The sequence below is a fragment of the Bacillus sp. TL12 genome (assembly GCF_022625245.1).
Lineage (GTDB): Bacteria > Bacillota > Bacilli > Bacillales > Bacillaceae_G > Bacillus_A.
Window position 1 is genome coordinate 57256 of the sequence record NZ_JAJJBY010000008.1, and the last position, 26983, is coordinate 84238.

The 26983-nt window shown below is 36.0% G+C and carries 33 protein-coding genes and 2 pseudogenes; 25 read left to right on the forward strand and 10 right to left on the reverse strand.

Annotated features, from left to right (window positions below; translation table 11 throughout):
- Positions 1 to 14 precede the first annotated feature (14 nt).
- From LOK41_RS09930 to LOK41_RS09975, 10 genes and pseudogenes are all read left to right on the forward strand, one after another.
- Complete coding sequence (locus LOK41_RS09930) at positions 15 to 491, forward strand: peptidoglycan recognition protein family protein (RefSeq protein WP_241816323.1); 477 nt, start codon at positions 15 to 17, stop codon at positions 489 to 491.
- Positions 488 to 737, forward strand: a pseudogene (locus tag LOK41_RS09935) (DUF2164 domain-containing protein). The gene LOK41_RS09930 and the pseudogene LOK41_RS09935 overlap by 4 nt, the downstream one beginning before the upstream one ends.
- Before the next feature lie 228 nt (positions 738 to 965).
- On the forward strand, positions 966 to 1169 hold the full coding sequence (locus tag LOK41_RS09940; RefSeq protein ID WP_241816324.1) for a hypothetical protein: 204 nt from the start codon (positions 966 to 968) through the stop codon (positions 1167 to 1169).
- Positions 1166 to 1738 carry a GNAT family N-acetyltransferase gene (locus LOK41_RS09945; RefSeq protein WP_241816325.1) on the forward strand — a complete coding sequence of 191 codons (573 nt, stop codon included), beginning with the start codon at positions 1166 to 1168 and terminating at the stop codon, positions 1736 to 1738. Before LOK41_RS09940 ends, LOK41_RS09945 begins: the two co-directional genes overlap by 4 nt.
- Positions 1739 to 1834: 96 nt before the next feature.
- A complete protein-coding gene (locus tag LOK41_RS09950; protein ID WP_241816326.1) occupies positions 1835 to 1978 on the forward strand; it encodes a hypothetical protein in 144 nt (47 codons plus the stop codon).
- Positions 1930 to 2739 (forward strand): annotated as a pseudogene (locus LOK41_RS09955) (amino acid permease); the annotation flags it as partial. The gene LOK41_RS09950 and the pseudogene LOK41_RS09955, both read left to right, overlap by 49 nt.
- Positions 2740 to 2874: 135 nt before the next feature.
- Entirely contained in the window at positions 2875 to 4494 is a 1620-nt protein-coding gene (locus LOK41_RS09960; protein WP_241816327.1) for a long-chain fatty acid--CoA ligase, read from the forward strand.
- A 191-nt stretch (positions 4495 to 4685) separates the two neighbouring features.
- On the forward strand, positions 4686 to 5261 hold the full coding sequence (locus LOK41_RS09965; protein WP_241816328.1) for a biotin transporter BioY: 576 nt from the start codon (positions 4686 to 4688) through the stop codon (positions 5259 to 5261).
- Positions 5262 to 5344: 83 nt separating this feature from the next.
- Positions 5345 to 6808, forward strand: coding sequence for an acyl-CoA synthetase (locus LOK41_RS09970; protein ID WP_241816329.1), 1464 nt, complete (start codon positions 5345 to 5347; stop codon positions 6806 to 6808).
- Positions 6801 to 7898: an acetyl-CoA C-acyltransferase gene (locus LOK41_RS09975; RefSeq protein WP_241816330.1), complete on the forward strand. Its 1098-nt coding sequence runs from the start codon at positions 6801 to 6803 to the stop codon at positions 7896 to 7898. Before LOK41_RS09970 ends, LOK41_RS09975 begins: the two co-directional genes overlap by 8 nt.
- A 66-nt stretch (positions 7899 to 7964) precedes the next feature.
- Here LOK41_RS09975 and LOK41_RS09980 read toward each other — a convergent pair whose 3' ends face one another.
- Positions 7965 to 9167: an alanyl-tRNA editing protein gene (locus tag LOK41_RS09980; protein WP_241816331.1), complete on the reverse strand. Its 1203-nt coding sequence runs from the start codon at positions 9165 to 9167 to the stop codon at positions 7965 to 7967.
- Between the two features lie 137 nt (positions 9168 to 9304).
- On the opposite strand from LOK41_RS09980, the gene LOK41_RS09985 reads away from it, so the two are divergent.
- Together LOK41_RS09985 and LOK41_RS09990 are read left to right on the forward strand one after the other, a co-directional pair.
- Positions 9305 to 9697 carry a hypothetical protein gene (locus LOK41_RS09985; protein ID WP_241816332.1) on the forward strand — a complete coding sequence of 131 codons (393 nt, stop codon included), beginning with the start codon at positions 9305 to 9307 and terminating at the stop codon, positions 9695 to 9697.
- 83 nt (positions 9698 to 9780) lie between these two features.
- Positions 9781 to 11022, forward strand: coding sequence for an MDR family MFS transporter (locus LOK41_RS09990; protein WP_241816333.1), 1242 nt, complete (start codon positions 9781 to 9783; stop codon positions 11020 to 11022).
- 114 nt (positions 11023 to 11136) lie between these two features.
- On the opposite strand, the gene LOK41_RS09995 is transcribed toward LOK41_RS09990, so the two are convergent.
- The gene (locus LOK41_RS09995; protein ID WP_241816334.1) at positions 11137 to 11517 is read right to left on the reverse strand and encodes an Hsp20 family protein; all 381 of its coding nucleotides are present in this window, start codon (positions 11515 to 11517) and stop codon (positions 11137 to 11139) included.
- A 253-nt stretch (positions 11518 to 11770) separates the two neighbouring features.
- Positions 11771 to 11914 (reverse strand): small acid-soluble spore protein P, encoded by a 144-nt coding sequence (locus LOK41_RS10000; protein ID WP_241816335.1) that lies wholly within the window; start codon positions 11912 to 11914, stop codon positions 11771 to 11773.
- Positions 11915 to 12030: 116 nt separating this feature from the next.
- Between LOK41_RS10000 and LOK41_RS10005 the strand changes: the two genes are divergently transcribed.
- Positions 12031 to 12294, forward strand: a complete 264-nt coding sequence (locus tag LOK41_RS10005) for a hypothetical protein (RefSeq protein ID WP_174103786.1) — start codon at positions 12031 to 12033, stop codon at positions 12292 to 12294.
- Between the two features lie 47 nt (positions 12295 to 12341).
- Positions 12342 to 13067 carry a polysaccharide deacetylase family protein gene (locus LOK41_RS10010; RefSeq protein ID WP_241816336.1) on the forward strand — a complete coding sequence of 242 codons (726 nt, stop codon included), beginning with the start codon at positions 12342 to 12344 and terminating at the stop codon, positions 13065 to 13067.
- Positions 13068 to 13101: 34 nt separating this feature from the next.
- On the opposite strand, the gene sspO is transcribed toward LOK41_RS10010, so the two are convergent.
- A complete protein-coding gene (sspO, locus tag LOK41_RS10015) occupies positions 13102 to 13251 on the reverse strand; it encodes a small acid-soluble spore protein O (RefSeq protein WP_174103784.1) in 150 nt (49 codons plus the stop codon).
- 295 nt (positions 13252 to 13546) lie between these two features.
- Between sspO and acnA the strand changes: the two genes are divergently transcribed.
- Both acnA and LOK41_RS10025 read left to right on the forward strand, forming a co-directional pair.
- Entirely contained in the window at positions 13547 to 16270 is a 2724-nt protein-coding gene (gene acnA, locus LOK41_RS10020) for an aconitate hydratase AcnA (protein ID WP_241816337.1), read from the forward strand.
- Positions 16271 to 16427: 157 nt separating this feature from the next.
- Complete coding sequence (locus tag LOK41_RS10025) at positions 16428 to 16652, forward strand: hypothetical protein (RefSeq protein WP_241816338.1); 225 nt, start codon at positions 16428 to 16430, stop codon at positions 16650 to 16652.
- A 147-nt stretch (positions 16653 to 16799) separates the two neighbouring features.
- Here LOK41_RS10025 and LOK41_RS10030 read toward each other — a convergent pair whose 3' ends face one another.
- The 3 genes from LOK41_RS10030 to LOK41_RS10040 all read right to left on the reverse strand — a co-directional run bounded on the left by LOK41_RS10030 (position 16800) and on the right by LOK41_RS10040 (position 18021).
- Positions 16800 to 17126, reverse strand: a complete 327-nt coding sequence (locus LOK41_RS10030; RefSeq protein WP_174103781.1) for a YmzC family protein — start codon at positions 17124 to 17126, stop codon at positions 16800 to 16802.
- Positions 17127 to 17150: 24 nt separating this feature from the next.
- Positions 17151 to 17363 (reverse strand): hypothetical protein, encoded by a 213-nt coding sequence (locus tag LOK41_RS10035; RefSeq protein WP_241816339.1) that lies wholly within the window; start codon positions 17361 to 17363, stop codon positions 17151 to 17153.
- Between the two features lie 67 nt (positions 17364 to 17430).
- Positions 17431 to 18021, reverse strand: a complete 591-nt coding sequence (locus tag LOK41_RS10040; RefSeq protein ID WP_241816340.1) for a DUF4306 domain-containing protein — start codon at positions 18019 to 18021, stop codon at positions 17431 to 17433.
- Between the two features lie 200 nt (positions 18022 to 18221).
- On the opposite strand from LOK41_RS10040, the gene LOK41_RS10045 reads away from it, so the two are divergent.
- The 5 genes from LOK41_RS10045 (at position 18222) to tlp (ending at position 20673) form a co-directional block, all read left to right on the forward strand.
- Positions 18222 to 18800, forward strand: coding sequence for a peroxiredoxin family protein (locus LOK41_RS10045; RefSeq protein WP_241816341.1), 579 nt, complete (start codon positions 18222 to 18224; stop codon positions 18798 to 18800).
- 104 nt (positions 18801 to 18904) lie between these two features.
- The gene (locus LOK41_RS10050) at positions 18905 to 19852 is read left to right on the forward strand and encodes a 3'-5' exonuclease (protein ID WP_241816342.1); all 948 of its coding nucleotides are present in this window, start codon (positions 18905 to 18907) and stop codon (positions 19850 to 19852) included.
- A gap of 167 nt (positions 19853 to 20019) precedes the next feature.
- Positions 20020 to 20163, forward strand: a complete 144-nt coding sequence (locus LOK41_RS10055; RefSeq protein ID WP_241816343.1) for an FbpB family small basic protein — start codon at positions 20020 to 20022, stop codon at positions 20161 to 20163.
- A gap of 43 nt (positions 20164 to 20206) precedes the next feature.
- On the forward strand, positions 20207 to 20341 hold the full coding sequence (gene sspN, locus LOK41_RS10060; RefSeq protein WP_000527986.1) for an acid-soluble spore protein SspN: 135 nt from the start codon (positions 20207 to 20209) through the stop codon (positions 20339 to 20341).
- Between the two features lie 107 nt (positions 20342 to 20448).
- Complete coding sequence (gene tlp / locus LOK41_RS10065) at positions 20449 to 20673, forward strand: small acid-soluble spore protein Tlp (protein WP_241816344.1); 225 nt, start codon at positions 20449 to 20451, stop codon at positions 20671 to 20673.
- Between the two features lie 15 nt (positions 20674 to 20688).
- On the opposite strand, the gene LOK41_RS10070 is transcribed toward tlp, so the two are convergent.
- Complete coding sequence (locus LOK41_RS10070; protein ID WP_241816345.1) at positions 20689 to 21981, reverse strand: glycoside hydrolase family 18 protein; 1293 nt, start codon at positions 21979 to 21981, stop codon at positions 20689 to 20691.
- 109 nt (positions 21982 to 22090) lie between these two features.
- Here LOK41_RS10070 and LOK41_RS10075 point away from each other — a divergent pair, with 109 nt between their 5' ends.
- On the forward strand, positions 22091 to 22510 hold the full coding sequence (locus tag LOK41_RS10075) for an acyl-CoA thioesterase (RefSeq protein ID WP_003199074.1): 420 nt from the start codon (positions 22091 to 22093) through the stop codon (positions 22508 to 22510).
- 27 nt (positions 22511 to 22537) lie between these two features.
- Here the strand turns inward: LOK41_RS10075 and LOK41_RS10080 are convergent, their stop codons facing one another.
- Together LOK41_RS10080 and plsY are read right to left on the reverse strand one after the other, a co-directional pair.
- Positions 22538 to 22828, reverse strand: a complete 291-nt coding sequence (locus LOK41_RS10080) for a HesB/YadR/YfhF family protein (RefSeq protein ID WP_174101397.1) — start codon at positions 22826 to 22828, stop codon at positions 22538 to 22540.
- A 259-nt stretch (positions 22829 to 23087) separates the two neighbouring features.
- Positions 23088 to 23684, reverse strand: coding sequence for a glycerol-3-phosphate 1-O-acyltransferase PlsY (gene plsY, locus LOK41_RS10085; protein ID WP_174101398.1), 597 nt, complete (start codon positions 23682 to 23684; stop codon positions 23088 to 23090).
- A 226-nt stretch (positions 23685 to 23910) separates the two neighbouring features.
- Here plsY and LOK41_RS10090 point away from each other — a divergent pair, with 226 nt between their 5' ends.
- Genes LOK41_RS10090 through LOK41_RS10100 form a run of 3 tightly spaced genes read left to right on the forward strand, consistent with a single transcriptional unit; the run spans position 23911 to position 26912 of the window.
- Entirely contained in the window at positions 23911 to 25767 is a 1857-nt protein-coding gene (locus LOK41_RS10090) for an anaerobic ribonucleoside triphosphate reductase (RefSeq protein ID WP_241816346.1), read from the forward strand.
- Positions 25764 to 26216, forward strand: a complete 453-nt coding sequence (gene nrdG / locus LOK41_RS10095; protein ID WP_174101400.1) for an anaerobic ribonucleoside-triphosphate reductase activating protein — start codon at positions 25764 to 25766, stop codon at positions 26214 to 26216. Before LOK41_RS10090 ends, nrdG begins: the two co-directional genes overlap by 4 nt.
- Before the next feature lie 18 nt (positions 26217 to 26234).
- Complete coding sequence (locus tag LOK41_RS10100) at positions 26235 to 26912, forward strand: response regulator transcription factor (protein WP_003199064.1); 678 nt, start codon at positions 26235 to 26237, stop codon at positions 26910 to 26912.
- Positions 26913 to 26983 lie beyond the last annotated feature (71 nt).

A 26983-nucleotide genomic window follows, 5' to 3' on the forward strand; every position in this document is an offset into this window, starting at 1 on the left:
AAGGAGGATTCGGAATGGAAATGAAACAAGCAAAGCTGAAATTTCAAGATGAATTGCAGCCACTGCAAAACGTAACAAAACTTATTATTCATCACACAGCTGAAGATGGATGGGATGTGTATAAAACACATGAATTCCATCAAAAGGTAAGAGGTTGGAGCGGCATTGGATATAATTATTTTATTGAAGAAGATGGAACTGTATTTGCAGGTAGGGGATTACATGTTGGAGCCCATGCAAAGGGATATAATACTGAAACGATAGGGATTTGCATGGCAGGTAATTTTGATAAATACGATCCAGCAATAGCGCAAATAGAGGCTTTACATTTGCTATGTAAGAACTTTATGAAGCAGTTTTCTATATGTGAAGAACATATACTGGGTCATCGTGAATTAGAAGGTGTCACAAAAACTTGTCCAGGAACACGTTTTTCTATGGTAGAGTTAAGGGAAATATTATCGCAAAATAGAGGAGAAGATGAGGCATGATGAATATAAAAATACCAAATGAAAAGAAAGATGAGCTTGTAGAACAAATTCAGCGGTTTTTTGAAGAGGAAGACTTGGATACAATCGGGCGTTTTCAAGCAGAGCGTTTATATAGAAGAAATGGTAAAATTAATTGGGCCATACGCATATAATCAAGCAATTGGGGATGCGAGAATATTAATTACAGATAAGTTGTCAAACATAGAAGAGGATTTATATGTATTAGAAAAGCAGGGTGGTAAGTAAAAAGGGCCTTTAATAGGCTCTTTTTACTTATGTTCTTTATTTTCATGTACTCATAAAGTATGACAGTCTCTATTTTAAAAGAATGTAATAATGTATTTGGAATGTATGAAGGCGACTCTAATGCTACTTTTCCTTTCAACATTTAGGAGAAGTAGGGATTTTTTTGTGGAAGGAAAATGGAAGATTACTGTCGAAGGGAGTAGAAACAGATTAAAGGTGGGTGCTCTCATGAAAAAGAAAGAGATACATACATGCTCTTATTGCGGCTCTAATGATATTGGGGAAGGCGAGTTTGTTGGATATGCGCAAATAAGAAAAAAAGAGACGATGTTTACATCTTCTCCAGTGGATGCTTATATTTGTACGGATTGTGGAAGTATACTTCAGTTAAAAGTAAGGAACTATCCTAAGTTTAAGAAGAAACCATTATGAACAATAAGATAGAAAAGTATCCAACATTGTATACAAATCGTCTTATATTAAGGAGGATTAATATAAGCGATATGTTAGATATATATGAGTATGCTTCAGATAAAGAAATGACAACGTATACTGTATGGAATCCCCATACAACATTAGATGATACGAAAATGTTTGTGAATTCAATTATAAACCAATATGCACAAGGAGAGTTAACTGCTTTTGGTATGGAATTACAAACTGAAAAGAAGCTTATAGGAACGTGTGGATTTATTGCTTATAATCCGAAAGAACAAAAAGCGGAGATAGCTTATGCGTTATCACGAAAATATTGGGGAAGAGGGTTGGCGACAGAGGCCGCGCAGGCGTTTTTGAAATATGGTTTTACAGAGTTACATTTCAATCGTATTGAAGCAGGTTGTCATACAAGAAATAGACAATCTGAGAAGGTGATGAAACGATTAGGGATGAAATATGATCAAACCATTAAGGACGATTTGATTGTAAAGGGGATGTATCGTGATACGAAGCGATACTTTATTACACGTGATATGTATAGTGAAATGAGCAGAGGAGAGTAAACTAATGAGGTTATTCTCCTCTGTTTATTTTTTTGTTAAATAGATAGAATTTTCTGTTTAATAAATTGACACAAAATAATAGAAGTGAGGGAGAATATGGAGAAGAGAAAGGGAGAGTTTCAAAACATTATAGAAAGAGAGAAAGGGTTACAACGGCGACTATCTACTAGGCAATTGTCGATGATTGCGATTGGTGGGGCATGTGGGTTGCTGTTTGTGTTGCTATATTTAGTTACTTAAGTATCGAAATGATTGCTGTTACAGCTGGAGAGGCAAAAGACCCAGAAAAAGCAGTTCCAAAGACTCTTCGTTCAACAATCGATCGGTTGATTATATTTTATTTATGTACGTTAGCTCTCATGTTGATGATTGTTCCTTGGAAAGTGGCAGGTGTGGATAAAAGTCCATTTGTTAAAGTAATGGAGTTACTTCATATTACAGGTGCTTCTGGTATTATGAATTTTGTAGTGTTAATTGCAGCATTATCGGCGATGAATAGCCGATTATATATTACAACACGCATGATGTTTTCATTATCACGAGCGGGATATGCACCAAAGCGTTTTGGAATACTTAGTAAGAAAGGAGTTCCCGTTTCAGCTTTATTCTTGTCCACAATAGGAATCGCGTTAGCAACCGTAGTTACGATTATTTCTCCTAATCAAGCGTTCATGCTAATGATGGGAATCTCTATGTTTGGAGCTATGTTCACATGGATGATGATTTTTGTTACTCATTTATATTTCAGAAAAAAATGGGATAAGAATGGCGGAAGGAAGTTACCGGTACGTATGTGGGGATTTCCGTATTTAACCCTATTGGGCGTGATATTAATGTTAGCAATTATTCTTACCACATGGTTTACTGATATGTTTAAAACGACATTATTGACAGGAATTCCGTTTCTACTCATGATAAGCATAGGATATATGATATGGAAAAAAGCCAATGAAAGGAATATAGTCATAAAGAAAGATACGATATCAAGTGGTAGGGAATAAAAAGAGTACGATAAGTCAATTAGATAATTATTTCTGCGGAAATAATTCAGAAAATACAGAAAAATAAAACTTTTGTTACGGAAGTTTGGTATAATATTTAAAAATGAAAACGCTTTAATGGGAGGTTGGACAAAAATGATGATGAATGTGCCATTAACAATTAGTTCTATGATAGAAAGGGCAGAAAAGCTGTTTCCAAAGAAAGAAATCGTTTCGCGTACACATGATACGATTACCACTTTAACGTATAAGCAATTAGGAGAGCGAACAAGAAGACTCTCTAGCGCATTGAAGAAATTAGGGATAAAAGAGGGAGAACGAGTTGGAACTTTAGCGTGGAATCATCATCGTCATGTGGAAGCATATTTCGCAATTCCGGGTATTGGATCTGTCTTGCATACGATTAATATTCGTTTATCTGCACAACATATTTCCTATATTATTGGACATGCAGAAGACCGCATTTTACTCGTTGATGAAGATCTTGTACCTCTCGTTGAAAAAATTCAAGATAAACTATCAACTGTACAAGCATACATCATTATGACCGATAAAAAAGAACTTCCAGAAACTTCTCTAGAGCCGGTGTACCACTACGAACAGCTTCTTACAGAAGGGGATCTTGATTTTCAATTCTTAAAAGATATGGATGAAAATACACCAGCAGGTATGTGCTATACGTCAGCGACAACAGGGAATCCAAAAGGTGTTGTATATACGCATCGTAGTACGGTACTTCATTGTATGGCGCTTGGGCTCGCGGATACAGCGGCATTATCTGAAGGTGATGCAGCAATGGCGATTGTTCCAATGTTTCATGTGAATGCTTGGGGACTGCCGTTTGCAGCAACGTGGTTTGGATCGAAACAAGTGTTACCTGGCCCGATGTTTACACCGAAAATTTTATTAGAAATGATTCAGAATGAAAGAGTGACGTTGGCTGCTGGTGTACCAACGATTTGGCTTGGTGTTTTACAAGAATTAGAAAATAATAGTTATGATCTGTCAAGTATGAAACGGATTTTATGTGGAGGCGCTGCAGCACCTAAAAGTGTGATAGCTGCATTCGAACAAAAACATAATGTTCCTTTTGTCCATGCATACGGTATGACTGAAACAAGTCCGCTTGTGACACTTGCGCGGTTAAAAAGCTATGAGACAAATTTATCCTACGAAGACCAACTTGAAATCAGGTCAAAGCAAGGGTATCTTGTGCCAGGTGTTGAGATGAAAGTAGTTGGAGTGAGCGGGGAAGTGAAGTGGGACGGGACTGAGATGGGTGAATTGTGCTTGCGGGCACCATGGGTTGCTGCAAGTTATTATAATGATGAACGAACTATCGAAGGATTCCGTGATGGTTGGTTATATACAGGTGATGTTGTTACAGTTGATGAAGAAGGATGCGTTAAAATTGTTGACCGCACAAAAGATGTAATTAAAAGTGGGGGTGAGTGGATCTCATCTGTAGATTTAGAAAACGCTTTAATGGCACATGAGTCTGTATTTGAAGCAGCTGTTGTTGCGGTTCCTCATCCGGAGTGGCAGGAGCGGCCTGTTGCATGTGTTGTACAAAAGAAAAATAGTTCTGTAACGAAAGAAGAGTTATATGAATTTTTACGACCGCAATTTGCGAAGTGGTGGTTGCCAGACGATATTGTTTTTATGGAGGAGATTCCAAAAACATCCGTCGGAAAATTTTTGAAACAAGCATTACGAAAAGAACTAGAGAATCTGCATAAAGGTAGCGAAAAATAATTTATAGGAAGAGGCGATTCCCTGCCAAAGGGAGTCGCTTTTTTATATTGAATCATGTTTATTTATAGTAGTTTTATTTGTTAACCGAAATCATAAAAATGTTGACAATGATACAAGAGAAAAGGTAAGATAACACCAATGATATGTTATCTTATGATAACTTATAGTTTACAAATAGGAGAAATAAACACATGAATACAAAGAATTTAGTTTTTGTTGCTTTATTTAGTGCAATTATGGGTGTATTAGGACTAATACCACCAATTGCGCTTTCTGTTACACCTGTTCCTATTACATTGCAATCTCTTGGTGTTATGCTTGCGGGAGGATTACTTGGATCTCGCCTTGGTGCATTAAGTCAAATGGTTTTCTTGTTTATTGTTGGAGTAGGAGCACCATTATTAGCTGGTGGTCGCGGTGGCCCAGGCGTATTTGTTAGTCCGAGTGCAGGGTATTTAATCGGATATATTGTTGGAGCGTTTGTGATTGGGTATCTTGTAGAGCGTTTAAGCCATGTGTCTGTTATAAAAGTGTTTTTGATTAATATAATTGGCGGGATTCTAGTTATTTATATATTTGGCGTGACTGTCCAAGCATTCATCATGGATATTTCTGTATGGCAAGCCATTAAAGTGAGTGTTGTATTTTTACCAGGTGATTTCGTTAAAGCTGTGATAGTAGCGATTCTTGTACCTAGATTACATCGTTCATTGAAACACATTATTACGCCTGCTTTAAAGAAAGGTAAAATCTCAAACGCTAGTTAAATAGCGTAAGAGACTTTATAAAATGTAAGAAACACGTATTAGCGTGTTTCTTTTTGTTATCTGAAAGGAAAGGATGAATAGTAGTGGGGATTACATCGTCTTATAGGAAGCATGCTGGTTTACATCCTAATAAAATAGCGATAAAAGAAAAAGATAGAGTATTAACATATAAAGAATGGTATGAATCTGTTTGCCAAGTTGCAAATTGGCTTAATAAAGAAAGAACAACGAATAAAACAGTTGCGATTTTACTAGAAAATCGTATTGAATTTTTACAAATCTTTGCAGGTGCTGCAATGGCAGGGTGGGTTTGTGTCCCGCTTGATTTAAAGTGGAAACATCATGAGCTTAAGGAAAGGTTGAAGCTTGCTAATCCATCTATTGTAATTACTGAACAATATAAGATGAGTGAAATACCGCTAATAGATGGAAAGGTATTCTCGATTCATGAATATAATCAAATGGTAGGTGACCAGTTACATATATACTATTCTTCAGAAAGTGTAAAAAAATGCTCGTTCTATATGGGGTTTACATCGGGGTCAACTGGGAAAGCGAAGGCATTTCTTAGAGCGCAGGATTCTTGGGTCCATAGCTTTGATTGCAATTTACATGATTTCCATATGAAGAAAAATGATACGGTTTTGCTTGCTGGTACATTGGTTCATTCTCTTTTTTTGTATGGGGCAATAAGTGCACTAAATTTAGGGCAAACAGTGTATCTTGTAGAAAAGTTCATTCCAAATCATGTTTTATCTATATTGAAACAAGAGAAGATTTCAGTGATGTATACTGTTCCGACTATGCTAGAGGCATTATATAAAAAAGAAAGCGTTATAGAACAAGAAATAAAAATTATTTCTTCAGGAGCAAAATGGGAAGCTAGAGCAAAACAGAAAATAAAAACTGTACTTCCATATGCGAAAAGGTATGAATTTTATGGTGCTTCTGAATTAAGTTTTGTCACAGCATTGACAGATGTAGAAAATGAAAGAAAGGGATCTTCAGTTGGAAAGCCATGTCATAATGTGCAAATTCGGATATATAACGAAAAAGGTAGGGAATTAAAACAGGGTGAAATTGGAATTGTTTATGTGAAAAGTGATCAGTTTTTTATGGGGTATGTATTAAATGGAGAGCTTTCTTGTCAAGTTACAGAAGAGGGCTGGATGACTGTAAATGACATAGGCTATCAAGATGAGGAAGGTTTTTTATATATAGTAGGTAGGGAGAAGAATATGATTTTATTTGGAGGTATCAATATTTTTCCAGAGGAAATAGAGAGTGTATTATCTACTCATCCCCATGTTGAAGAAATTGTAGTTGTTGGTATAAAAGATGAATATTGGGGCGAAAAACCTGTTGCTATGGTGAAAGGAAGAGCTACGAGACAAGAATTAAAAAACTTTTGTTTACAACGACTATCCTCATTTAAAATTCCGAAAGAGTGGTATTTTGTTAATGAAATTCCACATACAAGTAGCGGGAAAATTGCCCGTGAAATAGCAAGAAATGTAATTGAGAATCAGGAGACAGTTTATGAATAGAGCGGTCATTGTAGAGGCGAAGCGAACACCGATTGGCAAGGAAAATGGAATGTTGAAAGAATACGAGGTTCAGCAACTGACAACTCCTTTGCTAGCACATTTAAGTAAAGGAATAGAGAACGAAATAGACGATGTAATACTAGGAAACGTTGTTGGGCCAGGCGGAAATATTGCACGGTTATCAGCGCTTGAAGCCGGACTCCCATATACAGTACCGGGCGTAACAATTGATCGCCAGTGCGGTGCGGGGTTAGAAGCGATTCGGATGGCTTGCCACCTTATTCAAGGTGGGGCAAGTAGTTGTTATATTGCTGGAGGAGTGGAAAGTACAAGCACATCTCCCTTCCAGAAGAGAGCTCGCTTTTCGCCTGATCGTATTGGAGATCCAGATATGGGAATAGCAGCTGAATATGTAGCAGAGAAATATAAAATTACAAGGGATATGCAGGATGAATATGCTTGTCTCAGTTATAAAAGAACATTGGAAGCACTTAGAAAAGGGTATTTACAAGAAGAAATGATTCCGATTTCTTCAAATATACTGGAAGATGAAACGATAAAGTACGGAATGAATTATGAACGAATTATAAATAGAACAAGGCCGGTTTTTTTACAAGGAGGAACGGTGACAGCCGGTAACTCATGTGGTGTAAATGATGGGGCATGTGCTGTGCTTGTAATGGAGGAAAGAAAGGCTCGTGCATTTGGTTATAAGCCGATTCTAAGGTTTGTGAGTAGTGCTGCAATTGGTGTAGATCCTCTTTTACCAGGTAGCGGACCGATATTTGCTGTACGAAAGTTATTACAAGATCAGAACCTATCAATAGACGATATTGATTATATTGAAATGAATGAGGCTTTTGCTGCTAAGATTGTAGCGTGTGCACAAGAACTACAAATCCCATATGATAAACTAAATGTGAATGGTGGGGCGATTGCTCTTGGTCACCCTTATGGTGCATCTGGAGCGATGCTTGTTACTCGGTTATTTTACCAAGTACAAAGAGGGGAAGAAAAGTATGTCATTGCAACGCTAGGTATTGGTGGGGGAATTGGGGTTGCGATATTGTTTGAGAGAGTAGAGAACTAGAAAAAATCTAGTTTTCTACTTTTTTTGTTTATAGACATTACTTCCAGGCGTTGATTTTATTTCATTTCAAACTGTTTCTTGTGATAAGTGAATAAGCAGAGCTAAAAACTCCTCTCCTGTAATCACTGCTTTTCCGCCACCACGAGCACTTTTTTGATTACCGCCTCCTTTTCCTTCAATAGTAGGAAGGGCATTTTTCAAAATTGTATTCATGTTTGTTTTTACCGATTTTCCACATGCAAGAACACATTGTAATTTTTCTTCATTTTCGGTAACAAAGTATGTAATCGAGTGTTCGTTTTTTTCAGTAATGATAGCTGATAATTTCGCAATTTCCTGCATGGACCGATTTGTAAAGACTTTAGAAATGAGTGTCCCAGCATGTACGTCTTTAGATTGTTGCAGTAATTCATTTGCTTCTATGAGTAGTAGCTTTTCATTCATAGTTTGTAGTGCTTTTTCGTTGTCTTTCTGAGAGGTGAGAAGCTGGGTTACTTTATTTGGAATATCATTTTCATTACTATTTAACTGTTTGGAAACGTCTTTAATAATGTGTTGATGGTGCTTCATTAACTTGAGTGCACGCCATCCTGCAACAAAGGTTAAACGGATGCCGCCTTTATTTCGCTCCCAATCTATTATATGAATCGGTCCCACTTCACCTGTATATTTTGGGTGTGTACCGCCACACCCGTTGTAATCGTAGTTTTCAATGATTACAACGCGAATATCTTCTGTAATTGTTGGCTCTTTTCTAAGAGGTAATTGTTTTGCTTCCTCTAAATTCATCCATTTAATATGGATGGGATGGTTTTCAAAGACGACTTGATTTGCGATTTGTAGTGCGCTATTAGCTGTTTCTATTGAAAGTTCAGGCGTGTCTAAATCAATTGTTACCGTTTCTTTTCCAAGATGAAAACCAATTGTAGGGATGTTAAAATGATCCCAAAAGGCAGCAGATAGAATGTGCTGAGCGGTATGCTGTTGCATATGATCAAAACGACGCTGCCAATTGATTTTGCCGATTACTTCTTTTGTATGTAATTCACTTGAAATGAAATGGCGGACTTCGTTATTAACTTCCTCAACATTGATGACGGAAATATCATTTAATGTTCCTGTGTCATGTGGTTGACCGCCACCAGTTGGATAAAATGTTGTTTCTGTTAGAGTCACATATAAATTTCCTGCGTTATCATAGTCCTGTTTTATAAGTTGTGCTGTAAATGTTTGCTGATAGGCATCGGTGTAATATATTTTTCTGTTCACTTTCGTACTCCTTTCTATTTCACTAGTTTCATTGTAAAACAATCTAAATAAGTTTCCTAATATTTCAGAAGAAAAAATCTCTTTTTTAGAATTTTCTTGCTATAATAAGAAAAAGAGCATATACGGGGGTGGATGAAATGCTGTATGAAAATGGCGTAGACAAATTAATTCGTCTCAATACAAATATTTCTGAACTATATCGAGAATTACATGACATGACTCGTACTTTAACAGAATGTAATCGAGAGAGTGTAACATTCGATCGGTTATATGTGAAAGAGTTATTATGGAAAAAAGAAGATGTGTCCGCTATGTATGATCAGCTTCTCGTTCAGCTTTGTATTAATGAATGTTTTGATTTAAAAGGTGTCATTACTGGTGAATACAAATATACGTATGAGGAAGTGGAAAATGCGGTTCTTGCATTTAATGAAAAGTACGACGTGAACATCCTAATCAAGGACGTTTGTAAAGAGTTACAGTTTACATATGGTATAGATATGGAGCTATCTAGGACAGCTCGGGTATAAATATAATTTATTATTGAAAAAGGAAAAAGAAAGCAGCTTCTTTGCTTTCTTTTTTTGTATGAAATAGGGGAGTAGGTATAGGTATGAGGGGAAAGTTACAACATATTCACCCGCTTGGGATGAGTATTATTATAGGGACACTATTTGCAAGGTTTGCAACTTCAATGAGCATTCCTTTTTTGGCAATTTATTTAACAATTGTAAAAGATATATCAGCTGGGATGACAGGTGCTATTATTGGAACAAGCGCATTAGTTGGAGTGTTTGCTAGTTTTATTGGTGGGAATTTATCAGATCGATTTGGCCGTAAAACAATTATGATATCGTCCCTTATTGTTTGGATTTTTGTATTTATCGGGTTTTCGATTGCAGACCATGTTCTAACTTTCTTTTTATTAAACGCATTAAATGGTTTATGTCGTTCCTTTTTTGAACCGACATCAAGAGCGTTACTATCGGATTTAACGAAGCCGGAATATCGTTTATTTGCGTATAACTTACGATACGGTGCCATAAATGTCGGTGTGGCAATTGGACCGCTTGTAGGATTGCAAATTGGAAGCGCCAAATCAACAATGCCGTTTTTAATAGCGGCTGGAGTATACATTGTATATACGGTGATATTAGCAATGCAATTTAAAAAGTATCAAATGGATGAAAAAACAATGGACACTATAGAGCCTGTAACGATGATAAAAGCAATTCGTATTTTAAGAAAAGATATTGTTTTCTTGGTTGCCTTAGTTGGAATTATTTTAAGTAACAGTGGTTTTTCACATTTTACAACAACAGTCTCTCAATACTTTGCGAACTCTTATGTATTTCAAGATGGCGTGACATTATTCTCATATATGCTAACATTAAACGCAATTACAGTAGTAATTATACAATACCCTGTTATTCAGATTTGTAAGAAGTGTACACCACTTGTATCAATTATGATTGGCACGCTCTTTGTTAGTGGTGGGCTCATTGGTTTTGGAACTGGAGAATCAATCATCAGCATTGTTCTTTACACGATTATTTTTACAATAGGAGAAGTATTAATGTTTTCAATGACAGATGTGTTTATTGATGATATTTCAGTCCCACACTTAAAAGGAACGTATTTTGGAGCAATGGGATTTTCAGGGATTGGTGGTGTGATTGGCCCTTGGTTTGGGGGAGTACTGTTAGATTATTACGGATATCAAAATGGTTTGGCCGTATTTTCGATACTAGCTATCTTTTCAGTTATTGCTTTTCCCATTTTTTTATGGACAAGAAGCTTATTATCTAAAAGAAATCGCACCGTAAATTGCGATATGGAAATTGGAATGAAATAGCAGTTGACGGTAAAGCTAATTGTTTCTTAATCAATCCTTCTATATAAAGTAAAGAAAAAACAGGGTAAGAAAAGTTAGCAATAAACTGTTCTTACTCTGTTTTTATATAACGCTTTAATTTGAAAAAAGTACTTTGTTTTCATGCTTATTTGCAACTTCAGTTTTCGAAATGTGTATGGCAAGAAAGCCATTTTCTAAACAGGCTAGCATTTTTTTGTAGATGATGTTAGCAGGTAAAGAAATTGTTCGTTGTAAAGATGAATTTTTATGAAATATACAAATTGTTAGGCCTGTCTCTATCTTGTTTATAAGTACATTTTGTTCTGAAACATTAGGAATATCAGTTTCTAAAATGTACTCTTGTTCAGTTTCACAAAGGTCAATGTGAATGTGATTAGGGAAACTGAAGTTGTCATATGAATCAGAGCAAAACTGATCCATCCATTCTTCAAAACCATCAACACGAAAAAGACAATTTTTCTTTTTCTTGCCCATGTAAGACACCCTCCGTAAAGTCTCAATTCATACTATATATAATATGCATTAAGAAATTAGAGGTGAAAAGCAAGCTAGAAAATATGTTGACGGGTTTATCTTGCTATTTGAGGGGCAGTAAGACTCCCACCTCAAAATTCAGCGGAGGCAAAGAAGTTAGGTGGGAGAGGAAGAAAACCCCCACTCATGAAAGTTTCACTTTATTGCAAGTGGTTTAAGCGAGAAGGACAATGCGTATGCATTGCCCTTCCTTTTACATATCATGATGTGCGTGATTTTTTTGTCTTGAATGATTACGATTTTTTACTTTATGAGACCCACTTAATGGTTCAGGTTGCCCAGAAGGCTGTCCTTTTTTTGTATTTTGATGAATGGATTTGCTATTGTTTTTTTCCATGTTGTCACCTCCCTCTTGTATTTAGAATGAGAGAACTTTGTAAATTTATACGAGAATGTTTTTATGAAAAAAGGTAAAGATAAGTGAGACTAACTAGAAAAGAAAGGGGAAAGCGTATGCCGTATCATAAAGATAAACAGCAAGCTTTTCAAGCCGCACAACAAGGGGTCGTACAAGCGGAAAACTTATATAACAATATTGTGAAAAACGACCCGAATTATGGTCATGATTTAAAACATTTACGACAAGAAGTTCAAGAAGCATATGAACAAATTCAAAATGCATTAGAAGTAGCATCTGAAACACAACGTCCACAACTTGAGCAGTTTGAAAGTAATTTACAAAATATTATGCGAGATGTGGATCAGTTAAATGATTGAACAGGTTGTTGTATGACTTCAACAACCTGTCCAATAGTAGGATTAATATGTTGAGAAGAAAAATTTCTATAATTATTATTTGTTTGATTAGTTTCGTACATATATATCAGGTGGACAGAGTAGAGGCAAAAATGTTAATGAGAAAAGAATTGGAACCTACTGGTTATGTAACGTGGGAAGTACCGAATAACGAAAAACTAATTGCAATTACATTTGATGATGGCCCAGATCCCACATATACTCCTCAAGTGCTTAATTTATTGAGGCAATATAAAGCTGAAGCAACTTTTTTTATGATTGGTTTTCGAATTCAACGGAACCCATATTTAGTTAACAGGGTACTTAAGGAAGGGCATGAAATTGGAAATCATACGATGAACCATTTATATGCAAGAGATGCATCTAATGAAAAATTAAAAACTGATATTTTAGAGGAGAAACGATATTTACAAGAATGGGTAAAGGGACCTCTACTTTTTCGTCCACCAGGAGGATATATTAACGATGCGGTATTTGCAACAGCAAAAGAAGCAGGTTATCAAATTGTATTGTGGTCTTGGAATCAAGATCCGAAAGATTGGGCAGACCCAGGTACTGAATCTATTGTGAAGCATGTTGTAACAAATGCCAAAAGTGGTGATATAGTGTTATTGCATGATGGTGGAAGTGATCGAAGTCAAACTGTAGCTGCATTAGAAAAAATTTTGCCGGCTCTTCAAAAAGAAGGATACCGATTTGTGAAGGTTTCAGACTTATTACGTTATAAACATTAAAAATCCCAAAAGGAGTACCTTTTGGGATTTTTCACTACTGATTCTTCTTACGTTTTTTATTATTTTGACGCTGAGCTGGTGTTAATGGCTCGTTGGCGAATTCCTCATTATAACCAGCTCCTTGTCCTTGTGCTGATGCAGCGTTCATTCCTTGAATGATATGATTTGCTTTACGTTTTCCCATTTGTAGTCACCCCTATAATGTTTTCTTTACAACACAAATAATGAGCTGTTCATTACATGCATGAACAGAGTAGAAAAGCTTCGAAAAGAAAGCTTTACTTTATGGTAATAGTATTCATAAGGAGAACGAAGGTTATTCAAATTTCCAGAGATAAAGAAAACTTATGATAAACTATAAGTTTCTTATTATTTACTTATTTAGAAAGTTGTAATAAGATATTATCGTAAGGTATTGAAAAGTTTGTCTACATTTTATATTCAGACAACTCAGTCACGTTTAACAGGGGGGAAACATAATGGTCAAACATAATCCATTTCAATCTCGTGAAACATTTGAAGTAGATGGGAAAACGTATCATTATTATCAATTGAAAGCGCTTGAAAACGCAGGGGTTGGCAATGTATCACAATTACCGTATTCAATTAAAGTTTTGCTTGAATCTGTACTTCGTCAAGTTGATGGACGTGTAATTACAGAAGAGCATGTTACAAATTTAGCAAAGTGGGGAACGAAAGATGTTCAAGATATCGATGTTCCATTTAAACCATCTCGCGTAATTTTACAAGATTTCACAGGTGTTCCAGCTGTCGTTGATTTGGCTTCACTTCGAAAAGCGATGGCAGATATGGGCGGGGACCCTGATAAAATTAATCCAGAAATTACTGTAGACCTTGTAATCGATCACTCTGTACAGGTTGATAGAGCGGGTACAGCAGACGCGCTTGAATTCAACATGGACTTAGAGTTTAAACGTAATGAAGAACGTTATAAATTTTTAAGCTGGGCACAAAAATCATTTGATAATTATCGTGCAGTTCCACCAGCAACAGGTATTGTACACCAAGTAAACCTTGAGTATTTAGCACCAGTTGTTCATGCGGTGAAAAATGCTGAAGATGAATTAGTTGCATATCCAGATTCGTTAGTTGGAACAGACTCTCATACTACAATGATTAATGGTATCGGCGTTCTTGGATGGGGCGTTGGTGGTATTGAAGCAGAAGCAGGGATGCTTGGACAACCTTCATACTTCCCAGTACCAGAAGTTATCGGTGTTAAGTTAACTGGTACACTTCCAAGTGGTACAACAGCAACAGACGTTGCTTTAAAAGTAACGCAAGTGTTACGTCAAAAAGGTGTAGTTGGTAAATTTGTTGAGTTCTTCGGTAACGGATTAAAGAGCATGCCTTTAGCTGACCGTGCAACAATTTCAAACATGGCACCAGAATACGGCGCAACTTGTGGATTCTTCCCAATTGACGAGATTTCATTAGATTACTTACGTTTAACAGGAAGAGATGAAGAACAAATTCGCGTTGTTGAAGAATACTGTAAAGCGAACGGTTTATTCTATACAGCAGACAGCAAAGATCCAATTTATACAGACCTTGTTGAAATTGATTTAAATACAATTGAATCTAACCTTTCAGGACCAAAACGTCCACAAGATTTAATCCCACTTTCAAATATGAAAGAGGAGTTCCATAAAGCAGTTGTGGCACCAGTTGGAACACAAGGGCTTGGATTCAATGAACAAGAATTTGATAAAGAAGTGAAAGTTGCATTAAAAGATCAGGAAGTAACGATGAAAACAGGTGCAATTGCAATCGCTGCGATTACAAGCTGTACAAATACATCTAACCCATATGTATTAATTGGTGCAGGTTTAGTTGCGAAAAAAGCAATTGAAAAAGGTCTTAAAGTGCCTGGTTATGTAAAAACATCCTTAGCACCAGGATCTAAAGTAGTAACGGAATACCTAGATAAATCAGGTTTAACAACTTATTTAGATCAATTAGGATTCCAAACAGTTGGTTACGGCTGTACAACTTGCATTGGTAACTCTGGTCCATTAGCGCCAGAATTAGAAGAAGCAATTGCAGCAAACGACTTATTAGTAACATCTGTTTTATCTGGTAACCGTAACTTTGAAGGTCGTATTCATCCACTTGTAAAAGCAAACTACTTAGCATCCCCACCACTTGTTGTGGCATATGCGCTTGCTGGTACTGTTGATATCGACTTGAAAAACGATGCAATCGGTAAAGATGAAAACGGTAATCCAATTTACTTTAACGACATTTGGCCATCAGCGAAAGAAATTGAAGAAGTGGTTCAAAGTGTCGTAACATCTGAACTGTTCAAAAAAGAATATGCGCAAGTATTTAACAGTAATGAACGCTGGAATGAAATCCAAACTTCAAATGAGGCGCTATATACTTGGGATAATGACTCAACTTACATTCAAAACCCACCGTTCTTTGAAGGTTTATCAAAAGAACCAGGTGAAGTGGAAACACTTTCAGGTTTACGCGTAGTTGGTAAATTTGGAGATTCTGTAACAACAGACCATATTTCACCTGCGGGTTCAATTGGCAAACATACACCAGCAGGACGTTATTTATTAGAAAATGGCGTACAGCCAGTTGACTTTAACTCTTATGGTTCTCGCCGTGGTAACCATGAAGTTATGATGCGTGGTACATTCGCAAACATTCGTATTAAAAACCAAATCGCACCAGGAACAGAAGGTGGATATACAACTTACTGGCCAACTGGCGAAGTAACATCTATCTATGATGCTGCGATGAAATATAAAGAAGATGGTACTGGACTTCTTGTAGTTGCAGGTAAAGATTATGGTATGGGAAGTTCTCGTGACTGGGCTGCGAAAGGTACAAACCTTTTAGGCATTAAAGCAGTAATCGCAGAAAGCTTCGAGCGTATTCACCGCAGTAACTTAGTATTAATGGGTGTATTACCATTGCAATTTAAAGACGGAGAATGTGCTGAAACATTAGGCCTTGTTGGTAATGAATCATTTGAAATTCAAATTGACAAAACAGTTAGACCTCGTGACCTTATAAAAGTAGTTGCAATCGACCCAGAAGGAAACGAAAAGCAATTTGAAGTAGTAGCACGTTTTGATAGTGAAGTTGAAATCGACTACTACCGTCATGGTGGTATTCTGCAAATGGTTCTTCGTGAGAAAATTGAAGAGTCTAAGGTGTCAAACTAATTAAGTAGTTGTAGTAAAGAAGAAAAGTATAATATTTTCAATCAAAACAAGGAAGCTGACTGAAGTTAGCTTCCTTGTTTTATGTAAAGAGGAAAGGGGTGAAGCCGTATAGCTTCATCCCTTTCCTTTTCTTATAGAAAAAATTGGAGGTATAACAATGAAAGGATATAAACGACTCTTAATTCCGTTGTTACAAGAAAAATTGCTACTCATCGTCTCGATATGTAGTGGGGTTTTAGCAGCCATGATGAATGTATCTAGACCATTGTTAATGGGACTAATTGTAGATCGATTTATTCAGAAACATATAGAAGAAGTGTATATATACATTGCTTTATTTGTAGGAAGTAGACTGATTACATGGGGAAATTCGTTGTTGTAATGAACAAAGGCGTTATTGCTGAATGTGGGACGTCACAAGAATTATTAAGCTATAATTCGTTATTTAAAGAAATGCTGGTGAAATAACTTTTGAAATTTACTAAACCAAGGGACAGAATTCTGCCCCTGGTTTATATGTAAGTAACATTCATTCCGCTTTATTTAGTTGATATTCATATGATTCTGGATTTTCAGTATTAAATTCTTTAACTAATGTAATCTTATTTGTATCTGGGTTATATTTAAAGATTTTAATCGTGTGTCTATCACCACTGCTAGGATTACTTTCCTGTAAAGCAAATGTATTTTCTGCAATTTGAGTCATATTACTGGTTTGTATATCTACTGGAGTGGTGTCGTGGTTTGTAGAAACTTCAATAACTCTTTCTTTGTTAAAAAATATAAGAACTAGAATTAAAATAGTTAAACATATACGCATATAGCGTAGTTCTTTACTAATCGGATGTTCGCCCATAGTACTCACCCTTTCAATAAATTATTATGAACTAGAGGTTGTTGTAATAGAGTAAAAGCTAATAATACCAAGCATGGTGAATAGAATAAATGATACCAAAACTGTATAAATGCAAACGCGACCAGTTTTTCGCCTTTCAGGATCTTTGCTAAATAAGGTTATAACCCATACGATGATACCAATGGAATAAAATATGAAGCTAAACATATAGAGAATAGCTTTTTTAAATGATTGCATAAGAAACCGCCTTTGTAAAAGGAAGATATTTGCACAAAACAGTACAAGCATGTTCCTTATTGTCACCTTATATGTTTATATTTTTGCGTAAACGTATTTGACGAGAAATCTTAGTTACAACTAGCCCTGTCATATAAAGAAAAGTTAGAATGAAAACGGTACTAATGATAGGGGACTTTTGAAATGCATATAATAGCCTATCGATATAATAGATTTGATTAAAATCAGTAATCGATTTTGGAGAGAAGAGTAAGTATTTTTTCCAGTTTTCTTCTATAGCAATCATCGTGCTTGTAGAATGTGTAACAAGTAAAGTGTAAAGAAAAATAGGGAGAATGATCATGAGTTGTAAACCAATGAATCCTGTTTTATGTTTTTTCCAGTACAACCAGCGTGTTAATATAATTCCTAATAAATAGACAATGGATAATACAAAAACTGTAGTGGAAACGGGATTGTATTTAAAGGCATATAGAAGTTTATCAATTTCATACACTTGTTGGGAGCTTTCAGTTATTTTAGGTGTGAAGACGATATGTTGTTTCCAATCTTCTGAAATACTTAAGTAACTAGCAGTCCAACTTGTAATGAATAATGAGAAAAATAAAATGGGGAGAATGATCACATATTGTAGCCAATGGAAAATTGTTTTATGCATAAATGATTACACCCCTTCCTAATTATGGATATTTCCATTATACGATAAAGAGAAAAGATTTTCGATTGCATTAAGAATATTCTATTTATTTTTCAGGAGAATATTTCCAAGGTTGTCCGTATAAGCTAAAATAAAATGTAAATACGAATATTATTTTTGAATGAATATAATAAATGACTCAAATTATAAGGGTGATGTATATGTGGCGGAAATTTACGGTTATTATCATCTTATTTTGTTTAGCTGGTTACGCAGTATATGTGCAACTTGGAAAAAATGATAAACAAGTAAGCGAAGAACCAGTAAAAAGTGAAGAAACGATGAAAAAAGAAGTGATTGCAAAAAACGGAATTGAAGTAGGTAAGGTTGCACCAGATTTTGAGTTGTCAAAATCGGATGGGACAAGGGTTAAACTTTCAGATTTAAAAGGTAAAAAAGTCATCCTAAATTTCTGGGCAACGTGGTGTGGTCCTTGTCAGCAAGAAATGCCGGATATGGAGGCTTTTTATAAGAAACATAAAGACGATGTAGAAATTCTTGCTGTAAATTATACGGTTTCTGAAGGTGCTAATGGAGAGGAAAAAGTGAAAAAGTTTGCGGAAGAGAAAGGAATTACTTTTCCGGTTTTACTGGATAAAGACATAACTGTTACCACGACATATAAAGTAATTACTATCCCAACTTCATATTTTGTGGATACAAAAGGCGTGATTCAGGATAAGTTTATCGGGCCGATGACGCAAAAAGAGATGGAAAAACGAGTTGCGAAACTAAAATAGTAGGAAGAAGACAGGGTTAGCCATAGGCTGTTTCTGTCTTTTTTTTTCATCAAGCAGCTTGTTCATGGTATGATAAAAGAAATTTAAACGAGGAGAGTATGCCTGTGGGACATTTATCTTTGCCAGCAGACTATGTTGTGATTGACTTTGAAACGACAGGATTTAATCCATATAATGATCGAATTATTCAAGTGGCAGCGGTAAGGTACCGTAATCATGAGTTGGCTGATCAATTTGTTTCTTTCGTAAATCCAGAACGACCTATCCCTAGTCGAATTACAAGTTTAACAGGGATTACAAATTATCGCGTTTCGGATGCACCACTGATTCAGGAAGTTTTGCCATTGTTTCTAGCATTTTTAGGTAACGACACAATTGTTGCGCATAATGCTTCGTTTGATATGCGTTTTTTAAAGAGTAATGCAAATATGCTTAGATTGCCAGAACCTAAAAATATGGTAATTGATACCGTGTTTTTAGCAAAAAAATATATGAAGCATGCTCCAAACAATAAGTTAGAAACTTTAAAAAGAATGCTCGGAATTCGTTTAAGTTCTCATAATGCACTTGATGACTGTATTACATGTGCCGCTGTATATCAAAAATGTGCAATCGTGCAAGGGGAAGGGCGAAAGAAAACGAAAAAAGAAACAATTGAAGAAGATGCGGTGTATACATTAATTAAAGAAATGCTTGTGAAGAATAATCGTGGTGTCGAATGGATTCGTTATGTAAGTGTCGGGAATTATTTAGATATTAAAGCGTTTTATCCGATTGTAAGAGTGAAGGTCAAAGGGCGTAAAAAATATGTTTTAACTGAAAAGACCGAACAAGAAATATTAGAGATATATCCTACTTTAAAATGTGAGCCGGCTTTAAAAAGTGAAATAGGTATGACGAGAATTATGGTTGAAAGTCTAGAAGATTTTGCGACGTTAGAAAATTATATTTTAGAGGTTTATGACACAGTGATGCAAGAACTGAGTGAGTATAAAGAAAGTACAGTTAATGCAGATGAAGAAATTGAAAAATATTTAAGTATAATGAAATAATAAATGTGCTAAAAAATCCATCGGTTGTCAAAGGACGACTGATGGATTTTTATTTAGAAATAAACTTTTCTTTGATAAAACATAAAATTTTCTTGCAAATCTGATTAAAGAGTTTTTCATTTGCTCATACTAACTAGTAAGAAAGAGAAGGAGAAAGGATGAGCAGCATGAGAAGAAGTCGTCGGAAATCATTTGAAGAACTTGTGGGGGAAAATAAAAGGCAACTATTAAGCGATCGTGATGCAATTGAACGGATTGAAGAACGAATTGAAAAACGTTATGAAATGCAACTTTTTAAGCAGGCTGAATAATTCTTACTACTAGTATGATACTAGTAGTAAGGAGGCGGTTATAATGGGTAATCCAAAAAAGAATTCAAAAGATTTTGCACCAGATCACATTGGAACACAGTCAAAAAAAGCTGGTGGAAATAAAGGGAAGCAAATGCAAGACCAGACGGGAAAACAACCGATTGTGGATAACGGTTAAAGAAAAGGAGAATGTTTTCATTCTCCTTTTCTTTATGTGCATACATAATCTAATTCGTTTTTGGAAAGCTAATATGGTATGTATATCTCAATTAGGAGGAAAATAGCATGACAGAGCAATATAAAGCGAATCCAGATGATCGAAGTGATAATGTAGAAAAGTTGCAAGAAATGGTACAAAATACGATTGATAACTTTAATGAGGCAAAAGAAACTGCAGAGGTTTCGAATGAAAAAGATCGCGCTGCAATTGAAGCGAAAAATCAGCGCCGTTTAGAAAGTATTGATTCATTGAAAAGCGAAATAAAAGATGAATCTGAGTATAATGGGTAAAAAGGCTGACGGTTGTCAGCCTTTTTTTGTAATTAAGAAATTTTCCACGAGTAAGCGCCAGTTTTGCGGGAAAGGAAGACCGATTTTCCAATAGCTAATCCCGCGAATACCTTGTTCTTTGATTAAATTAAATTTACTTTGAACAGACCTAGCATCTTCAAACCATACTTCGTGCTGCACACCATTTTCATCAAAATAATTAAAGTGTGGTGCTTGTGCTGTGAAATCATAACGAATTGGCACATTATATTTACGAGCCAGTGCAACAGCTGCGACAGAACTAATTGCTTTTGCAGGAGGATTTCCTTCTTTAAAGGGAAGCTTCCAGACGAAACCATATAAATTTTGTCCCATCATAATTTTGTGCGGTGGCATTTGAGATTTTGCATATTGAATTACCTGTTTCACGGGACCGATAGGAGATATAGCCATCGGTGGCCCACCTTGCCATCCCCAGTCATATGTCATAATAACAACAAAGTCGACAATTTCTCCCTGTGCTTTGTAATCGTGTGCTTCAAAAAATTTTCCTTTTTGCTGAGAACTCGTTTTGGGAACAAGTGTTGTACTTAATGTATATCCTTCTGGTAGTCTTGTTTTTACATTTCGTAAAAAACGATTGTATGCTTCGCGATCCTCTGGTGCAACATTTTCAAAATCAAAATGAATATCACGCATATTATACTTCTCAGCTGTTTGTAGAATATTAGTAATAAATTTGTTTTGAATGGTAGCACTCCGTAAAAAAATAGAGGCTAATTCAGCGCTAAAATTGCCGTTTTCAATATTTGTAATCACGAGCATAGGAATCGTTTGACCTTGCACAGCAATTTGAGCAATTCTTGCAGTTTCAGTTGGTTCTTTTAAGGTTCCATCGCGCAATGCTTCAAAGCTAAAATAGGCTAAATATGTGAGGTAAGGAATGATAGCCCGTGTGGCATTCACTAAACTTTCTTTAATTGGAATAGTAGAAGGCTGCAAATAGGCAATAGATTCTATTGCTCGTTTTGAGCCTTTTGGAATGTACAATTGTTGACCGACGTGAAGGATGGATTTTAAAGATAAGTTATTTACTTTTGCTAAGCTCGCAAGAGGAACGTTATATGTTTGAGAAATTCGGTAAAGGCTGTCTCCAGGTTGTACGTAATAGTTATTCCCTTTCGTATTTACAATTAGTGCCTGACCGACAACAAGTGTTTCAGTTGGATTAAGTCCATTGTCTTTTACAATTTCTTCAGGTGTAGTTCCGTATTTTGACGCTAAGCTATATACGCTGTCACCGCTACGAACGGTTACAATTTGAATCATATACTCGCTCCTTTCAGGAAAAAGATTCACCGTTTCTATTTTATTTTTGATTTCACTGTATTATGATTAAATGTATGCGAGGAAACAGAAGCGAGAAGGAGATTGTGATATGTTTGTAGCAGAACACGAAATTGAAATCCGCTATGCGGAAACAGATCAAATGGGTGTGGTGTATCACTCAAATTATTTAGTATGGCTGGAATTGGGGCGTACTAAATTAATACAAGAATTAGGATTTTCATATATTGAAATGGAAAAAGAAGGAGTTATTTCTCCAGTATTAGATTTGCAAATTTCATATCGGAAAGCAATGCGTTATGGAGAAAAAGCAATTGTAAAAACATGGATTGATTCAGTTAGTCCACTCCGTGTTATTTACGGATATGAAATTTATAATGGTGATGGAGACCTTTGTATTACGGCTACAACAACAAATATTTGTGCGAAAAAAGAGGGATTCCGTCCTGTATCCTTTAAGAAATTATACCCTGAGTGGTATGCGAAGTATGAAGAAATTAAGAAAAAATAAAAAGTGTGGCCCTGGGCCACACTTTTTTTATTTTTCATAATTAAATTGCGGGAAGTCATCACCGTCGTTAAGTGTAACAGATAAGTCATGCCCATCAAAGAACCATTCATCATCCGATTCAATGAAGAAGTTAATGCCTTCTTCTTGAATTTGAGTGGCAGGATGAGCAGGATCGTCTTTACGGATTCCTAGAGAAAGTCCCTTTTGAACAGTGCTGCAACCACCATATTGTACGAAAAAGCGAAGTGTATCGCCAGATTGTAAGTTTAATTCATCTTTATACCAATTTACTGCTTCTTTTGTTACGGAAAGATTCATGTATAGTTCCTCCAAGTTATGTTGCTTTTTCTATAGTATAAAAAATAACGCAAAAAGACGCTATTAATATGCTTTGCGTTTTCTTTTTGCGTTATCCCGCATTAACGGACAGTAATACTCCCACCTCAAAATTCGGCGGGAGCAAAGAAATTAGGTGGGAGATAAACTGTCCGTAAAAGCCCGATTGGTTCAACTAATAATCAGTGGGGATGAAGAAAACCCCCACTGATTAAAGTTTCACTTTATGTGGGGCACAACCTTACTTTTGTTTCTTTGTAAAATTCGCTTTCGGCTCAGTTTTATTTATAATTCGTCCAATATTGGCACGGTGTTTATAAATAACCATACCAGCTAATAAACACATCGCAACAATGAAGATTTTATTCCCGTCAATAATTGATGCGATAACAGCAACAACAGCCGTTACCATAGAAGAAAGCGATACGTATCTCGTTGTAAATAGCAGGGTGAAAAAGACAGCGGCTAATATTACAAAAATGATTGGCGTGTAGCATAAGAGTACTCCAGCAGAAGTTGCGACTGCTTTTCCGCCGCGGAATTTCGCGAAAATCGGATATACATGTCCAAGAACTGCAGCTAATCCAAACCAAAGGGGATGGGTGTCTAAGGCGAAAATTAACGGTAGTGCTGTCGCTAACGTCCCCTTTAAAATGTCAGCAATTGTAACGATAAAACCTGCTTTTTTCCCTAGCGTCCGAAATGTATTCGTTCCTCCTAAATTACCGCTACCATGCTCGCGAATGTCGATTCCATAACCAATTTTTCCAACAACAAGTGCAAAGGGAATCGAGCCAAGTAAATAGGCAACGATAAATAAAAGATATGTAATAAGCATAAGTTCAGTCTCCTTTATTCAAATGTGTTGATAAAGGGTAAAAAGAGTTTTTCCCGTATATTGTACCATACATTTGTAAAGATCACATTTCTTTTTTGTAAATGAAAAATTCAAAGTTTCTTAAAAAAACTTTCACAGGAATGTTACATTTCTCACAGATTGATTAGAACTATATGTTGTATCATTTTGTTAGTGAATTAACAAGATGTTGTTGGAGGTTTGGGAAATGATGAAACAAAGTACGTGTGGAGAAGAATTAATGAAGATTTTTGAAACAATTGTCCACGGGAATGAGCAAGATTTAATGCAAGAAAATGCAAATGTTGATGGACGGTCTCCAATGGGAATGATGGGAACATTTGCATCTGAGAGCGCCAAATATTATGCAATGGAACAGTTACTTTCTGAAGAAGTAAAAAAAGCAATCAATCAAAATATATTATACCCACATGATTTAGACTTTTATGCGACAGGTACGACAACATGTTCGCAAATTCCTTTAGCACAAATGCTTGAAAAAGGATTTCATACCGGGCATGGACATATGAGACAACCACAAGATATTAAAAGCGCGTTGGCGCTTTCTTCGATTATTTTTCAGGCAAACCAGAACATGCAGCACGGCGGTCAATCATTTGCCTTATTTGATATTGATTTAGCACCGTATGTGAGAAAAACATTTGAGAGAAATAAGAACAGATTAGGGGCGTATCCGTTAACAAAAGAGCAAGTAGAAGAATTTGCATGGAAAGAAACAGAAAACGATACGTATCAAGCTTGTGAAGCGTTTATTCATAATTCTAATAGTATGCATAGCCGGGGAGGTGGGCAAGTTCCGTTTATCTCTATTAACTACGGAACGGATACATCGAAAGAAGGAAGATTATTAATTCAGCAATTATTACGAGCGACTCAGGCTGGATTAGGAAAAGGTGAAACACCTATCTTCCCTATTCAAATCTTTAAGCTGAAAAAAGGTGTCAATTTTGAAGAGAGTGATCCGAACTATGATTTGTTTGAATTGGCACTAGAAACGACTGCTGAGCGGTTGTTCCCGAATTTTTCATTTTTAGATGCGCCATTTAATGCAGCGCATTATGATGGTCGTTCAGAAAGCGAAGTATGTTATATGGGCTGTCGTACGCGTGTTATGTCTAATATTCATGGGGAAGAGACTGCAATTGGAAGAGGGAATTTATCGTTTACTTCTATTAACTTAGTGAAATTGGCATTGATTAGCGGTTCAAAAGAAACATTTTTTGAAGCTTTACATTATTATGTGGATCTTGGCATTCGTCAACTACTAGAAAGATTTGCTTACCAGTGTACGAAAAAGGCAAGAGATTTTCACTTTTTATATTCACAAGGAGTATGGCGGGGCGGAGAAAAACTGCATCCTGAAGATTCTGTTGCTGAAATTTTAAAACAAGGAACGTTAAGTATTGGTTTTATCGGCCTTGCAGAATGTTTAGTTGCTTTAACAGGAAAACATCATGGGGAAGATAAAGAATCATGGGATCTTGGAAATGAAATCGTGACCTTTATGAGAGAGAAGATGGATCAAGCGACGGAAGAATATCAACTTAATTTCTCTTTAATTGCAACTCCTGCGGAAGGATTATCAGGCAAGTTTGTGAAAAGAGATCGGGATGAATTTGGAATTATTAGTGGTGTGACAAACCATAAATATTATACAAATTCGTTCCACATACCAGTTTATTATTCTATTCAAGCAATTGACAAAATCCGCTTAGAAGGTCCATTTCATGCACTGTGTAATGGCGGACACATTACGTATATTGAATTAGATGGAGCGGCAGTTCATAATCAAAAAGCATTAAAACAAATTGTGCAGGCGATGGCAGAGTATGGAGTAGGGTATGGATCAATTAATCATCCAGTTGATCGTTGTAAGTGCTGTGGTTACCATGGGGTCATCGAAAATGAATGTCCAAGTTGTGGAAACGAGAATGAGAATGAAATAGAAAGAATTCGTCGGATAACGGGATATCTTGTAGGTGATATGTCGAAATGGAATAGTGCAAAACGTAGTGAAGAAGCGGATCGGGTGAAACATAAATGAGAGTAATGAATATTATTCATGATAGTGTAGTAGATGGGGAAGGATTGCGGACAGTCGTGTTTTTTGCGGGCTGTCCGCATCGTTGTTTAGGATGTCATAATCCTAAGTCATGGAATATTTGTAATGGAACTGAAATGACCGTAGAAGAAATTGTGAAAGAGATTGCCAAAAATCCGCTTACTGATGTAACTTTTTCGGGTGGAGATCCATTTTTTCAAGCTGCTGAAGTGAAAATCGTAGCAAAAGCGGTAAAAGATTTGAAAAAAAACTTATGGATTTACACAGGTTATACGCTAGAAGAGATACAGAGTTCTCAAAATAATGATATGATAGAATTGTTACATTATGGGGATGTTCTGGTCGATGGAAGGTTTGAACTTGAAAAAAGAGATTTAACACTTCCATTTCGCGGAAGCTCCAATCAACGTATGATTCGATTGAAAGAGTAAAAAGGCGGGATAGGTCAGATGAATAAAACGGTATTACTTGTTGAAGATGAAAGAAGATTACGTGAAATTGTTAGTGATTATTTTCGCAATGAAGGTTTTGAAGTGATAGAAGCTGAAGATGGGAAACAAGCATTAGAATTATTTGCTGAACATACAATTGATTTAATTATGTTAGATATTATGCTACCAGAAATAGATGGTTGGTCTGTTTGTCGTCGCATTCGAAAAGAGTCAGCGGTACCAATTATTATGCTTACAGCACGTTCTGATGAAGATGACACATTGTTAGGCTTTGAGCTTGGGGCTGATGAGTATGTAACAAAGCCTTTTAGTCCAAAAGTATTAGTTGCGAGAGCAAAAACTTTGTTAAAGCGCGCTGATGGGGCAGTAGGGGTGGCAGAAGAGAATGCACTTTCTATGGCAGGAATCGATGTGAATCGTCTTTCACGTACGGTATCGGTAAACGGAGAGGAAATAATATTAACACATAAAGAGTTTGAACTTCTTGTTTATTTAATGGAGAATAAAGGGATTGTATTATCACGCCAACATTTATTAGATCAACTTTGGGGGTATGATTATTATGGTGATGATCGTACTGTTGATACACATATAAAAAAGTTGCGTAATAAGTTAGGTGATAAAGCAAAACATATTGGAACTGTCATTCGAGTTGGATATAAGTTCGAGGAATAATCCTTAAATACTATGCAATTCAGCTTGGGAATATAGTACATTTGCACTCTCTTTTGTAGATGGAAATGTAC